This is a genomic window from Kitasatospora sp. NPDC089797 (genome assembly GCF_040684795.1).
In the GTDB taxonomy this organism is placed as follows: domain Bacteria; phylum Actinomycetota; class Actinomycetes; order Streptomycetales; family Streptomycetaceae; genus Kitasatospora.
On record NZ_JBFBGS010000013.1, the window covers coordinates 13,270 to 26,728 of the forward strand.

Annotated in this window: 9 protein-coding genes; 5 read left to right on the plus strand and 4 right to left on the minus strand. The window is 72.7% G+C overall.

All coding sequences use genetic code 11. The annotated features are described in order from the left end of the window. Positions 1-34: 34 nt before the first annotated feature. The 3 genes from AB0O91_RS12355 to AB0O91_RS12365 form a co-directional block, all read right to left on the minus strand. Positions 35-1,300 (minus strand): aspartate kinase, encoded by a 1,266-nt coding sequence (locus tag AB0O91_RS12355; RefSeq protein ID WP_363430849.1) that lies wholly within the window; start codon positions 1,298-1,300, stop codon positions 35-37. A 5-nt stretch (positions 1,301-1,305) separates the two neighbouring features. Then, positions 1,306-2,685 (minus strand): diaminobutyrate--2-oxoglutarate transaminase family protein, encoded by a 1,380-nt coding sequence (locus tag AB0O91_RS12360; protein ID WP_363430852.1) that lies wholly within the window; start codon positions 2,683-2,685, stop codon positions 1,306-1,308. Between the two features lie 144 nt (positions 2,686-2,829). Continuing rightward, on the minus strand, positions 2,830-6,831 hold the full coding sequence (locus AB0O91_RS12365; RefSeq protein WP_363431148.1) for a Pls/PosA family non-ribosomal peptide synthetase: 4,002 nt from the start codon (positions 6,829-6,831) through the stop codon (positions 2,830-2,832). Positions 6,832-7,536: 705 nt separating this feature from the next. Here AB0O91_RS12365 and AB0O91_RS12370 point away from each other — a divergent pair. The 4 genes from AB0O91_RS12370 (at position 7,537) to AB0O91_RS12385 (ending at position 12,447) form a co-directional block, all read left to right on the plus strand. Beyond that, a complete protein-coding gene (locus tag AB0O91_RS12370; protein ID WP_363430855.1) occupies positions 7,537-9,435 on the plus strand; it encodes a serine/threonine-protein kinase in 1,899 nt (632 codons plus the stop codon). A gap of 71 nt (positions 9,436-9,506) precedes the next feature. Continuing rightward, the gene (locus AB0O91_RS12375; protein WP_363431151.1) at positions 9,507-10,241 is read left to right on the plus strand and encodes a leucine-rich repeat domain-containing protein; all 735 of its coding nucleotides are present in this window, start codon (positions 9,507-9,509) and stop codon (positions 10,239-10,241) included. 197 nt (positions 10,242-10,438) lie between these two features. After that, positions 10,439-11,755, plus strand: a complete 1,317-nt coding sequence (gene thrS / locus AB0O91_RS12380; protein ID WP_363430857.1) for a threonine--tRNA ligase — start codon at positions 10,439-10,441, stop codon at positions 11,753-11,755. Positions 11,756-11,901: 146 nt separating this feature from the next. Beyond that, positions 11,902-12,447 carry a hypothetical protein gene (locus tag AB0O91_RS12385; protein WP_363430860.1) on the plus strand — a complete coding sequence of 182 codons (546 nt, stop codon included), beginning with the start codon at positions 11,902-11,904 and terminating at the stop codon, positions 12,445-12,447. Between the two features lie 45 nt (positions 12,448-12,492). On the opposite strand, the gene AB0O91_RS12390 is transcribed toward AB0O91_RS12385, so the two are convergent. Further along, the gene (locus tag AB0O91_RS12390; protein WP_363430862.1) at positions 12,493-12,903 is read right to left on the minus strand and encodes a VOC family protein; all 411 of its coding nucleotides are present in this window, start codon (positions 12,901-12,903) and stop codon (positions 12,493-12,495) included. Positions 12,904-12,970: 67 nt separating this feature from the next. Here AB0O91_RS12390 and AB0O91_RS12395 point away from each other — a divergent pair, with 67 nt between their 5' ends. Beyond that, positions 12,971-13,450 carry a MarR family winged helix-turn-helix transcriptional regulator gene (locus AB0O91_RS12395; protein ID WP_363430865.1) on the plus strand — a complete coding sequence of 160 codons (480 nt, stop codon included), beginning with the start codon at positions 12,971-12,973 and terminating at the stop codon, positions 13,448-13,450. The last annotated feature ends 9 nt before the right edge of the window (positions 13,451-13,459 follow it).

Sequence of the window (13,459 nt, forward strand, 5' to 3'; positions counted from 1 at the left end):
AGGTCCCGGCCGAGCCCGGTTGTGCAGGCCGTCCTCAGCGTCCGGTTCCCGCGTGCACGGCAGCGAGTTCGGCTGCCCCGAGCTCGAAGGCCGCGTGCCAGGCCCGTACCGCCTCCGGCAGCTGGTCCGCCGGGCAGAACGCGGTGACGTGGAGGTCCGAGGTGGAGATCGTGTCCAGCTGGACCCCGGCCGCGGCCAGCGTCTCGCAGCAGGTCGCCAGCACACCGGGCTGCGAGAGCAGGCCGGTGCCGATGAGCGACAGCTTGCCGACCCGTTCCGTGTAGTGCGGCTCCTCGATGCCGAGTTCCCTGCACTGCGGGTGCAGGGAGCGCAGGACGGCCGGGCCGTCCTGCGCGGGCAGGAGCAGCGAGATGTCGGTGGTGCCCGTGGAGGTCCGGGCGGTGTCCTGGACGGTGAAGTGGAGCTCGGCCTCGATGTCGGTCACCACCTGGAGGATCCGGTTGGTGAGTTCGGGGGTGTCCGGGACGTTGCCGAGGGTGATCCTCGCCCCGGTGGCGTCGTGCGCCACGCCGACGACGTTGGAGTACTCGGCCGACGGCACGGTGGCCGCGCCGGTCACCATGGTGCCGGGGTTGTCGTTGTACGACGAGCGGACGCGGACCGGGACCCGGTGCCGGCTGGCGTACTCCACGCTGCGCGGCGCCAGGACCTTGGCCCCGTTGACGGCGAGTTCCCGCATGATGTCGTAGTTGACGTGCGTCAGCAGCCGCGCGTCGGGCACGATCCGCGGGTCGGCGGAGTAGACGCCGTCGACGTCCGTGTAGATCTCGCAGAGGTCGGCCTTGAGCGCGGCCGCCAGGGCGACGGCGGTCGTGTCGGAGCCGCCGCGCCCGAGGGTGGTGATGTCCCCGGTCTCGCTGCTGATGCCCTGGAAGCCGGCGACCAGGGCGACCGCGCCCCGGTCGAGGCTCTGGCGGACCCGGTCGGGCCGCACCTCGAGGATGCGGGCCCGTCCGGGCGTGGTGGTGGTGAGGATGCCGGCCTGCGCGCCCGAGAACGAGCGCGCCTCGACACCGAGGGATTCGATGGCGATGGCCATCAGGGCGTTGGAGATCCGCTCGCCCGCGGTCAGCAGCATGTCCAGCTCGCGCGGCGCCGCGTTCTCGGTCAACTCTCCTGCCAGGTCGAGGAGTTCGTCGGTGGTGTCGCCCATCGCGGACACCACCACGACCACGTCGTGACCGGCCCGGTGGGTGGCCACGATGTGCTCGGCGACCTGCCTGATCCGTTCCGTGCTGTGCACGGAGGATCCACCGTACTTCTGCACGATCAGGCTCATCTTGCTCAGACCTCCTGTTGGGTGGCTTTCGCGGTCCGGATCGCGTTCAGCAGGATGGAACAGGCCGCGTCGACGGTGGCCTCGGTGACGTTGAGCGGGGGCATCAGCCGCACCACGTCGTCGTCACGGCCGCCGACCTCGACGATCAGTCCGCCCCGCAGCGCCTCGCGCTGGACGGCCGAGGCGAGCCGGCCGGCGGGGCGGTGGTCCGCGGGGTCGGCGAACTCGACGCCCCAGATCAGGCCGCGCCCGCGCACCTCGGCGACCCAGGGGTCGTCCAGCAGCGGCTTGAGGCGGTCGGAGATCTGCTCGCCGCGCCGGATGACGTTGCCCAGGACGTCGTCGCGCTGGATGATCCGCACCGCCTCCACCCCGGCGGCGAAGGCCAGTTGGTTGCCGCGGAAGGTCCCGGTGTGGGCGCCGGGGGCCCAGGTGTCGAGCGCGGCGTCGTACATGATGAGCGCGACCGGGGCCCCGATGCCGCTGAGCGCCTTGGAGGCGATGATGACGTCGGGCTCGATGCCGTACTCCTCGAAGGCGAACCACGTCCCGGTGCGCCCGCAACCGGTCTGCACCTCGTCGACCACCAGCGGGATGCCCAGCTCCCGGGTCAGGGTGCGCACCCGGCGGGCGAAGTCGGCGGTCGCCGGGATGATGCCGCCCTCGCCCTGGATCATCTCCATCACCACGGCGGCGGGCAGCGGCACACCGCCGTTGGTGTCGGTCAGCGCCCGCTCCAGGTAGCTGACGCAGTTGGTGGAGCAGCTGTCGGGGGTCAGGCCGACGGGGCAGCGGGTGCAGTAGGAGTAGGGGAAGAAGTGGATGCCGGGGACGCCGTTGGGCACCGGGCGCTTCTGCGAGATCAGGCCGGTGAGCGCCATGGCGGCGTGGGTGCTGCCGTGGAAGCCGCCCTGGAAGGAGATGATGTCGCCCCGCCCGGTGGCGGTCTTGCACAGCTTGAGGGCGGCGTCGACGGCGTTCGCGCCGGTGGGCCCGCAGAAGTGGACCTTCATGCGGGAGCGCATCGACGCCGGCAGCATGGAGAGCTGGGCCTCGACGAACTCCTCCCGCACCGGGGTGGGGAAGTCCAACCCGTGGGTGAGCACGTCGAGTTGGGCGGTGACGGCGGCGACCAGCTCGGGGTGGTTGTGGCCGAGCGAGAGCACACCGGCGCCGGCCAGGAAGTCGATGAAGACGTTGCCGTCCATGTCCCGGACCAGGCTGCCGGAGGCCTGCTCGATGGCGATCGGCAGGCGCCGGGGGTAGCTGCGGGCGTTGGACTCGTAGCCCGCCTGACGGGCGAGGAACTCGGCGGAGCGCGGGCCCGGCAGGTCGCCGGTCACCTGAGGGCCGGCCAGTGCGTCGAGTCGCTGGGACGAGGTCATGTGGAGCCTCCGTGGGTGGGTGGCATGCGGAGAGCGCACAGGGGGAGCTGGTGTCTCGCCGAGTGCACGGCTGCGGCGGGATGACGCCGCGGCCAGGACCGGGGCCGCGAGGACACGGCCCCGGTGGTCACGCGGACGGGCGGGTCAACAGCGGCGGGCGGGGATCCCGCGCCATTCCGTCCTGGGCGGCAGGTGCTCGCCCTTCATCACCAGGGACAGCGCGTCCAGGCTGGTGTCGGCGCCGATTTCGGCGTCGTAGAGGACCACGCACCGGACGCCGACCGAGCTGGCCGGTCCGACGACGACCTTGGACATCTTCATGACCCGGTCCTCGAACAGGTGGGTCTGCAGGGAGGTGAACTCCCCGACGGCGGCGTCGTCGCCGACCTCGACCAGGTCGAACTCGGTCAGGTAGGTCGTGTTGAGCCAGACCCGGCGTCCGATCCGGGCGCCGAACATCCGCATCACCCAGGACGCCATGGGGGTCCCGGTGAGGGAGTTGAGCAGCGCGGGCACCACGAGGTTCTCGAACAGCCCGGTGATCAGCTCGGTGCGCCGGACCCAGATGCCCCACAGCGGTTCCACCCGCGCGCGGTAGCGGCCGATGACGAGCCACTTGAGGAGCACGACCAGCAGGGTGGCGAGGACGCCGATGCCCAGCAGCAGGGCGGGTCCCAGCAGCAGGACCAGCAGGGGCGAGGTGGTGCGGCCCAGCTGGACGCTCGCGTACAGGGCGGCGAGGGTGCACAGCGCGGCGATGGTCGAGGGGAGGGTGACCCGCAGGTACTCGATGGCCAACCGGGCGGCGATCAGGCCCGGGGTGGGGTCGAAGGTGTACTTGGCGGGGAAGTTCTGGCTCTCCTCGCGCCGGGGCAGGAAGATCGCCGGGGAGCCGAGCCAGGTCGTCTCCGGGTCGATCGGCTTGCTGGGCGCGATGGAGTGCACTCCGAGGAGGCTGTTGTCGCCCATCCGGCAACCACCGGGCAGCATCCCGCCGTTGCCGATGAAGCTGCGCTTGCCGACCTCGGCCGGCGCCAGGGCGATCCGGCCGCGGTGGAAGACCGCCGGGGCGACCACGCTGACGTCGGCCACGAAGCTGCGCTCGCCGATGATCAGCATGTCCGGGTCGATGAAGCTGACCGTGGCGACCTCGGACCAGCGACCGGTCCGGGCACCGAGCATGCGCAGGAACGGCACCAGGTAGAGCGTGGAGTAGAGCGAGTGGGTCAGGGTCAGACTGGTGGTCAGCAGACCGTCGGCGATCCACTTGCGCACCCCGAAGCCGCTGCGCTGGGCGTAGATGCCGGCCCGGGCCCGGGGCATGACCGCCCGCTTGACCAGGACCACCAGGGCGCAGGTGGTCAGCACGAACAGCGGTCCGGCGGCCAGGGTGGACAGCACCGCCCAGCGCGGGCCCTCCGCGTACCAGACCCAGCCGATCAGGGCCGAGCCGGTGGCGGCGATCACCAGCGGCACCAGGATGAGCGCGAGGGCGCCGACGGTGTAGCCGAGCAGCACGCGCAGCGGCCAGGGCCGGTCGTCGGGCTGCTCCGCCATGGCCTGGAGCACGGGCGGGGTGGCCTCCTGCGCGCTGGCCGGGGAACCGGCCCAGTGCTCGCCGGCCGGCACGACCTGGTCGGCGGCGATCAGGGACTGCTCGCCCACCGTGGCGTTCTCGCCGAGCACGGCACCGGGCAGGACGACGCTGTTGGTGCCCACGCAGCTACCGGTGCCGAGCCGGACCGGCCCGAGCCGGAGCCAGCCGTTCTCGACCGCGTAGGCCTGCACCCGTGCGCCGTAGCCCACGCTCACGTGGTCGCCGAGCTCGACGAACCGCGGCAGGGCGAAGGGGGCCGACACGTGGCACCCGCGGCCGATCTTCGCGCCGAGCAGCCGCAGGAAGGACGGCAGCAGCGGCGAGCCGGCCAGGAGGCCGACGGGCGAGGCGGCCATCACCTTGCCGTAGAGCCAGAACCGCAGGTAGGTGAGGCCCCACAGCGGGTACCAGCCGGGGCGTATCCGGGCCATCAGCAGTCGGCAGCCGATCACCGGGATCAGCAGCACGTCGACCAGTATCCAGCCGATCTCCAGCGGGATGAACTCGCCGTAGCCCAGGTGCGCGAGGTAGCCGAGCGGGCCGCCGGTGCCCACGCCGGGGGTCGGCTCGTTCCAGGCGACCAGCAGCCGGTAGAGGAGGACCAGGGCCGGCATCCCGAAGACCAGCAACCAGCTGTACAGGATGGCGATCTGGGCCACCCCGGCGACGGCGACCCGGAGGGTGGAGTGCCGTCGGGGGGCCGGCCCCTGGACCCGGGCCGGCTTCGGTTCGGTGGCCGCGGCTGCGGCGTTGTCGATGAACTCGGCCAGGCCCCGCACCGTCGGGTGGGCGTAGAGGTCCGCCATGGCCAGGCTGGCCAGCTCCGGTCGACGGCGCAGCGTGGACATCAGCCGGGCCGCCACCATCGAGTGGCCGCCCAGGTCGAGGAAGAAGTCGTCCTCGACGGAGAGTTCCCCGATGCCGAGGACCTCCTGCCACACGGTGGCGAGCTGACGCTCGGTCGCGCTGGCCGGGGCCGCGTGCGGCTGGGCGCGTTTGGCCAGCGGGGGAGAGGTGGGGGCGGGCAGGGCCTTCCGGTCGACCTTGTCGGCGGCCAGCAGCGGGAACTGCGGCAGCACCTCGACGAAGGCGGGGATCATGTAGGCGGGCAGTCGGCCGCGCAGGGTGGCGTGCAGGCGCTCGCGCAGCGCCTCCTCGTCCGTCGCCCCGCGGTCCGTCAGCGTGACGTACCCGACCAGGTCCTGGACCACGCCGTCGTGCTGGCGCGGGATGACCACGGCGTTCTCCACCGCCGGGTCCTCGCGGATGACCTCCTCGATCTCCGCCAGCTCGATCCGGTAGCCGCGGATCTTGACCTGGGTGTCGATCCGGCCCAGGAACTCGATCTCCCCGGTCTGGGTCAGCCGCCCCAGGTCACCGGTGCGGTAGATCCTCGGGCACTCCTCCCGGTCGCGGGCCACCGGGTTGACGACGAACTTCTCCGCCGTCAGGTCGGGCCGGTTGAGGTAGCCGATGGCCACGCCCGGACCGCCGATGCAGATCTCCCCGCTCTCGCCCTCCGGCACCGGGCGCAGCTCCTCGTCGAGGATGTAGACCCGGTAGCTGGGCAGGGGCTTGCCGATCGTGACCGGTCTGCGGGGCGACAGCTCGCCCCAGGTCGCGCTGACCGTGGACTCGGTCGGACCGTAGACGTTCAGGAAGCGGCGCCCGGGCCGGGACCAGCGCTTGACCAGGTCGGGCGGGCAGGCCTCGCCGCTGACCAGCAGGCTGCGCAGGGTGGAGACCTCGGCCTCGATGGTGGTCAGCAGGGTCGGTACGCAGCACAGCACGGTGATCGCCTGCTCGACCAGGAAGGTGCCGAGCCCCTCGCCGACGCGCTGTTCGTTGGTCGGTCCCGCCACCAGGGTGGCGCCCACCACCCAGGTCGGCCAGATCTCCTCGACCGAGAAGTCGAAGGCGAGCGACAGGCCCTGGTAGACCCGGTCCTCCTCGCGCACCTGGTAGATCGGCGCCACGGACTGGAGGAAGTTGACGATGCTGGCGTGCGAGACGGCCACGCCCTTGGGCCGTCCCGTGGTGCCCGAGGTGTAGATGACGTAGCAGACCGACTCGGAGTCGACCGTGACGTCCGGCCGCTCCCCGGACTGCGCGGCCACCTCCGCTGCGGCCTCGTCCAACTCCAGGACCTCGCAGGGCAGTCCGTGGCTCCGGTGCCGCATGGTCGAGGTAGTCACCAGGGCGCAGAGGCCGGCGTCGCCGGCGATGAACTCGACCCGGTCGGCGGGGTAGGAGGGGTCCAACGGTACGTAGGCCGCGCCGGACTTCAGCACCGCGAGCAGGGCGACGTAGCTCTCGGTGGAGCGTTCCAGCAGGATCCCCACGCTCTGTCCGGGGCCCGCGCCGCGCTTCCGCAACAAGTGGGCGAGCCGGTTGGCCCGCTGGTCCAGCTCGGCGTAGCTGAGGGACGCCGGGCCGCAGCTGACCGCAATATTTCCTGGCACCCGGTCGCAAGTCCGCTCAAAGTACTGAGCGAGCCCCCGGACCCGGGGAAGTTTCCACTGATCCAAAACCTCCGGATCATCCGTCACATTGATTTGTGTACTGACCTTCGATGCCGATTCCACTTCCGGCACAACCTCTCACATCCGCAGAAGAACGAGAGCGACAGCAGTAGCCTTTGAATTTGGTTGACGATGTCCTTGGGCAAATATTTGAGGAATATTTGCGAGTTGTTTGCCCTGCGCATGACAAGTCACACGCGAACCTCAGGACACCAGGAAAACAGCAGTTCAGCTGTGGTCTGAGCCGAGCCGTCCCGGCGTCCTCGGACCGACGTTCCCCCGAACGTCGAACCGGGCGTTCCCCCGCGCGGCCGCGTCCATGTCGCAGCCGTCGATATCCTCGCCCCAGTGAGCGGTGGTCGGCCGATCCGCCCGCACGCGGCAGCCGTTCCGATCATTCATGGACTGGTCATCTAACCCATCGGACTTTATGTCGCCGCTTGCGAGCGCCGCAAGGCCGATGGGCGCATTTAGCGGATTCTCATTTAACGCGGACCCGCCCCGCCGGACTGCCCGGCCGATTGCCCCGGGCCCGGCGCCGCCGCATTGTCCGCGGCCCGCCGATACCGGGCGGCCGGTGGGCAAAGCCTGTCGGGGCGCGCCCCGGTCGATTGGATCACCGAGGACGCCACTGCACCGCGGCCCGGTCCCGCGGACACAATGGTGGCCGAGCGGAGCACTCCGTTCGACGGGCGGGAGCCGGGGCCGGTCCCCGGGGGCGGGGGAGCGCGGATGAACGTGGCCGGAGGGCTGCTCGACGGCCGGTACCGACTCGCCGCACCGCTCGGGCGCGGCGGCATGGGCGAGGTGTGGCTCGCCCACGACCTGCGACTCGGGCGGCGGGTGGCGGTCAAGTTCCTGCCCCGCGGCCACGACCCGGAGGAGGACCGGGAGGCGGCGGCCCGCTTCCACCGGGAGGCCGAGGTGGCCGCCGGCCTCCAGCACCCCGGGCTGGTCCAGGTGTTCGACAGCGGTGAACAGGACGGCCGGCTGCACCTGGTGATGGAACTGCTGCACGGCCGGGACCTCTCCACCGTGCTCCGGGAGGAGGGCCCGCTGCCGGTCCGACGGGCCGTGGAACTGGCCGCGCAGACCGCCGAGGCGCTGTCCTGCGCCCACCGGGCCGGCATCGTGCACCGGGACGTCAAGCCCGCCAACCTGATGCTGCTCCCGGACGGCCGGGTGAAGGTCTGCGACTTCGGCCTCGCCGGGTTCCTCCGCTCGGTCACCGGACTGACCCGCGAGGGCGCCGTGATGGGCACCCCCGACTACATGGCCCCCGAGCAGTGCCGGGGCCGCCACGCGGACGGACGGGCCGACCTCTACGGCCTCGGCTGCGTGCTGTTCGCCCTGCTCACCGGGGAGCCGCCGTTCCCGGCCCGCCGGGACGTCTGGGCGGTGCTGCGGGACCACGTGCAGACCCCGCCGCCGCGGCTGGCCGAGCGGCGGCCCGGCGTCCCCGCGGCGCTGGACGCGCTGGTCGCCGAGCTGCTCGCCAAGGACCCGGCGGACCGGCCGGGCTTCGCCGGGGAGGTCGCGGACCGGCTCCGGGCGCTGCTCGCCCCGGGCGCCCCGGCCCCGGTGCCGGCCGGCCCGGGGTACCGGATCGAGGTGTTCCAGAACCCCTACCAGCCGGCGGACGCGCGCGAGTTGGAGGCGATCCTGACCGTGCACGGCGCGCCGGCCGACCCGGCGGACGCGGCGGTCGCGACGCCGCAGGCCGTGGTCTTCCTGGTCGGCCTCTCCGGGGGCCTGCCCCCGGCGTCCTTCCGCGCCGTCACCGATGCCGTCGCGGACGCCGTCGCCGACCTGGACGACGACGTCCGGTTCGCCGTCGTCGAGGGCTCCGAGTACGCGCGGATGTGCTACCCGGACACCATGCGGCTGGTCCGCGCCACCCCCGCGACCAGGGCGGAGGCCCGGGCCGCGCTCGCCCGGCTGGCACCGCTGCACACGGCCGGCTACGGCCGGTGGCTCCGGTTGGCCGACCGGCTCCTCGCCGGGCACCCGGAGGCGACCCGGACGGCGGTGCTGCTGATGGACCGGCCCGACCGGGCGGAGAGCCCGGCCGAACTCGCCGCCGTCCTCGGCGCCTGCGCGGGCCGCTTCCGCTGCCATGTGCGCGGCGTCGGCGAGGACTGGGAGGTCTCCTCGGCGCGGGCCGTCGCCTCGGCGCTCGGCGGCACCCTCGACCTGGTCCGGCAGTCCGGGCCGGCCGCCGGGGCGTACGCCGGCCTGCACAAGGGGCTGCGCGAGCGGCTGCGGGACGAACTCACCTCGATCGTCCGGGGCAGCCGCCGGGCCCGCGGTCGCGACCTCGCACTGCGGGTCGTCGCGGCGGCCGGCGGCCGGGTCGGCTTCCTGAAGCAGGTCGCCCCGACCGTCGAGGACCTCACCGGCGACGGCCACCCGGTGGGGCCCGGGGCAACGGAGTACCGGGTGGACGTCCCGGACGGCGGCAGCTGCGACTACCACCTTCGAGTGCTGTTGCCGCCGCGCCCGTCCGACGGCGGACCGGTCGATCCCCCGGCGCCGGTCGCCGCCGGCCTGGAACTCCTCCAGCTCCCACCGGCCGGCGACGGCCGGATCCTGGCCCGCGCCACGGTGCGCCACCTGCCGACCGGGGAGTGAGCGGGACGGCGGAGCGCGGTGGGCGGGCAGTGGCGGGCGGGCGGAGGCGGACAATGACCGGCGTGACAGACATGACGCTCAACCTCTGGCGGCAGCCGCTCGGCCCGGTGGCGGGCGAGGTGCTCAGCTCGGTGTGGGACCGCAACGACCTGACCGTGCTCATCCTCGCCGAGGGCGCGCTCTCCGAACTCCCTCCCGGCATCAGCCGGTTGATCAGACTGCGGACCCTCGACCTCGGGCACAACCTGTTCACCGAGGTGCCCGCCGAACTCTGCCGGCTCACCTGGCTGCGGGACTTCCTCTACCTCCACGACAACCAGCTGACCACCCTGCCGGACGGCATCGGGCAGCTCACCCGGCTGCGCTACCTCAACGTCGCGGAGAACCGGCTCTCCGAACTCCCGTTCTCGATCGGGAAGATGGCCGAGCTGGTCGAGCTGCGCGCCCAGCACAACCGGCTCGGCGGACTGCCCGAGTCGATCGGAGCCCTCGGCGAGCTGCGCGAACTCTGGCTTCGCGGCAACGAGTTGACCGACCTGCCGGCCTCCTTCCGCTACCTCACCGAACTGCGTGAGCTGGAGCTGCGGGAGAACGCGCTCGGTGAGGTCCCCGCGATCCTCGCCCGGCTGCCGCGGTTGCGCCGGCTGGACCTGCGGACCAACGGCATCACCGAACTGCCCGCATGGCTGGCCGACCCGACCGCGCTGCCCGCGCTGGAGAAGCTCGACCTGCGCTGGAACGACGTCCTGGTCCCGGACCGGGTACGGGACGCCCTCGCCGAACGCGGCTGCGCGGTCCTGCTGTGAGCCCGTCCACAAAGATCACCGCGGGCGCCGGGGAACTGCTACCGTGGACGGCATGAAGCGCGCTGCACTCGCCACGACGACGCCGGAGAGAGTCCCGGCGCGCTGACTGCTGACCAAGTCCGAAGCCCCGGGGCGAGTGCCCCGGGGCTTCGTCGTTCCCGGCTCCGCTCGCCCTCCCGTCCCGAGTGGAGACCACCGTGAACCGCCAGGCCACCCCCGACCGCCACGCCGCATCCGACCACCGGCCCGCCCCCGACCATCGGCCCGGGGTCGACCACCGGCCCGCGCCCGACCACCGCAGGCTCGGCCGTGAACTCGACCTCTTCGACACCGACCCGCTGATGGGCGCCGGCCTCCCGTACTGGCTGCCCGACGGCGCCGCGATCCGGCACGCCCTGGAGGAGTTCATCCGCGACCGTGAGCGCCGGGCCGGCTACCGCCACGTCTACTCGCCGGTGCTCGGCAAACGCGAGCTGTACGAGATCTCCGGCCACTGGGACCACTACCGCGAGGACATGTTCCCGCCCATGGAACTCGGCGCGGAGGAGATGGTGCTGCGCCCGAGCCTGTGTCCGCACCATGCGCTGATCTTCCGCTCCCGCCTGCACAGCTACCGCGAACTCCCCCTGAGGATGGCCGAGTTGGGCGGCATGTACCGCTCCGAGCTGTCCGGTGTGCTCGGCGGGCTGACCAGGGTCCGGGCGATCCAGCTGAACGACGCCCATGTCTTCTGCACCCCGGAGCAGGCCGCGGACGAGGCGGTCGCCGCCCTGGAGCTGATCCGCGGGGCGCACCGCGCACTCGGCATCGTGCCGGTCCGCTACCGGCTCTCGCTCCCCGGCGCGGGCGGCAAGTACGTGGCCGACCCGGGGCTCTGGGAGCGGGCGACCGCGCTGCTGATCGACGTACTGGAGCGCTCCGGGGTGCCCTTCGAGGTGGCGGAGGGCGAGGCCGCGTTCTACGGTCCCAAGATCGACGTGCAGATCGCCGACGCCGCCGGGCGCGAGTCCACCCTCTCCACCGTGCAGATCGACTTCCACCAGCCGGAGCGCTTCGACCTGCACTACATCGGTCCGGACGGCGCCAAGCACCGCCCGGTGATGGTGCACCGCAGCGTGATCGGCAGCGTGGAACGGGTGGTCGCCCACCTGATCGAGCTCTACGGCGGGGCGTTCCCGGCCTGGCTGGCCCCCGCCCAGGTGGTGCTGCTGCCGGTCTCCGATGCCGAACTGCCGCAGGCCGAGCGGCTGCGGCAGCGCTGCCTGGTCCTCGGGCTGCGGGCCGAGGTCGCCGGGCCGGAGCACGGCAGCCTCGGCGCCCGGATCCGGGCGGCCCGACTGGTGCCGTACCAGGCCGTGATCGGCGCCAGGGAGGCGGCGAGCGACCAGGTCGCGCTGCGACTGCGGGATGGCCGCAGGCTCGCGCCGGTGCCGGCCGAGGAGGCCTGGTCGCGGATCGGCGCGCTGGTCGCGGAGTGCAGCGCGGAGCTGTGGCGGGACGCACCTGAGGGGTGAACCAGCGGCATACGTACGACTAGTGCGCCACGCGGTGTGTCGGTGGGGGCGGGGGCGACGGCCGCCCGTCGAATGGACGGGCGGCCGGGTCCACGGCCGCGGCCGTCCCCACCGGTTCCGCTGTCCCGATCCACCCGGAGGTCCCCGTGCGCCGACCGCGCCGCTACACCGCTCCCGTCCTCGCCGCCTGTCTGGCCCTCGCCGGTGCGGTGGCCGCCGCCCCGGCCGCTCCGGCCGCGCTGCGCCCGCTGCCCGTACCGGAGGTGCAGTACTGTGCGGCCGTCCTCGGGCACCTGCCCGGCGCCGACGGCTACTCCCCGATGCTCGGGCAAGCCTGCTCGCCGGACTCCCGGGCCGACGCGCTCGCCCGGGCCGGCGGCCGAACCCGCACCGCCGAGCAGCCGGCCGGCGACACGCTGTTGTTGGAGGAGTACAAGGACGTCGACTACCGGGGAGGCATCCTCTACTCCTTCTACGGCAACGGAGGAGGGTGCGACGGCACCGGCTACCACCTGGTCAACTACATCGGTGTGGCGCTGAACGTCTCCTCGATGATCGGCTACAACAACTGCAACGCCGTCCACCTCTGGTCGACCCTCAGCGTCGAGGCGACCTTCGACCTGCCGCTGCCCCGGCTGAACGGCTACTTCAACGACTCGGTCCGTGAGTTGCAGGTCTTCCACCGCGACTGAGCACCGCTCGGCGCCCTCGGCCGCCGGGGAGTCTCCCCCCGGCGGTCAGTAGGACTGGAGCTCGATCAAGTGGCCCTCGGGGTCGCGCAGATGGGCGGTGCGCAGGCCGGCGCCCCACTCCGGGCGGTCGGCGGCCGGGGCGGCGGGGGTGCCGCCGCGGGTGAGGCAGAGGGCGAGCGCGGCGTCCACGTCGTCGACCCGGAGGACCAGCATCGCGGCGTCCTGGGCGGGGGCGGCGGAATGGGCGGGCAGGTCGGCGGTGCCGAGGGTGGCGGCCATCGCGGCGCGGTCGAAGAGCACCAGCACGGCCTGGTCGTCGACGTCCCAGTTGGCGTACGGCCCCTCGGGGGCGCCCTTGACCAGGGCGGCCCCGGTGAGCGCGGGGAGGACGGCGCGGTAGAAGGCGAAGGTCTCGGCGAAGCGGGTGACGAGCAGGCGGGGGTAGAGCGCGTCCACGGGCTGGCTCCTGAGCTGAAAACAGTGGGTTGGCACCCACTATAGGGAGTGACCCTAGAATGCCGCCATGGCCTCCGAGAACACCGACCCGCCCGGCGGGCTGCCGCCCACCCTGCTGGACCTCAGCACCTTCCTGCTCGCCCGGATCGGCCGGACCGCGCGCGGCCGGCTCACCGAGCAACTGGCCGAACGCGGCCTGCGACTCTGGGACATGGCGGTGCTCGCGGCCCTCGCCGACTTCGGGCCGCAGGCCCAGCGCGACCTGGTGCAACGGCTGGGCATCGACCCGAGCGACCTCACGAAGGTCGTCGAGCAGCTCGGCGCAGCCGGGTACGTCGAACGCAGCCGGGACGAGCGGGACCGGCGGCGGGTCTCCGTCGCGGTCACGGCCGCCGGGCGGGCGCTGCTGGCCGAACTGGAGGTGCAGGCGGGGGCGGTGCAGGACGAGCTGCTGGCGCCGCTGGACGCGGAGGAGCGGCGAGTGCTGCAGGAGCTGCTGCTGCGGGTGAACGGGGGACCGGCGCTGCGGCGCGGCGTCGGGGGGTGACTCGGCCGG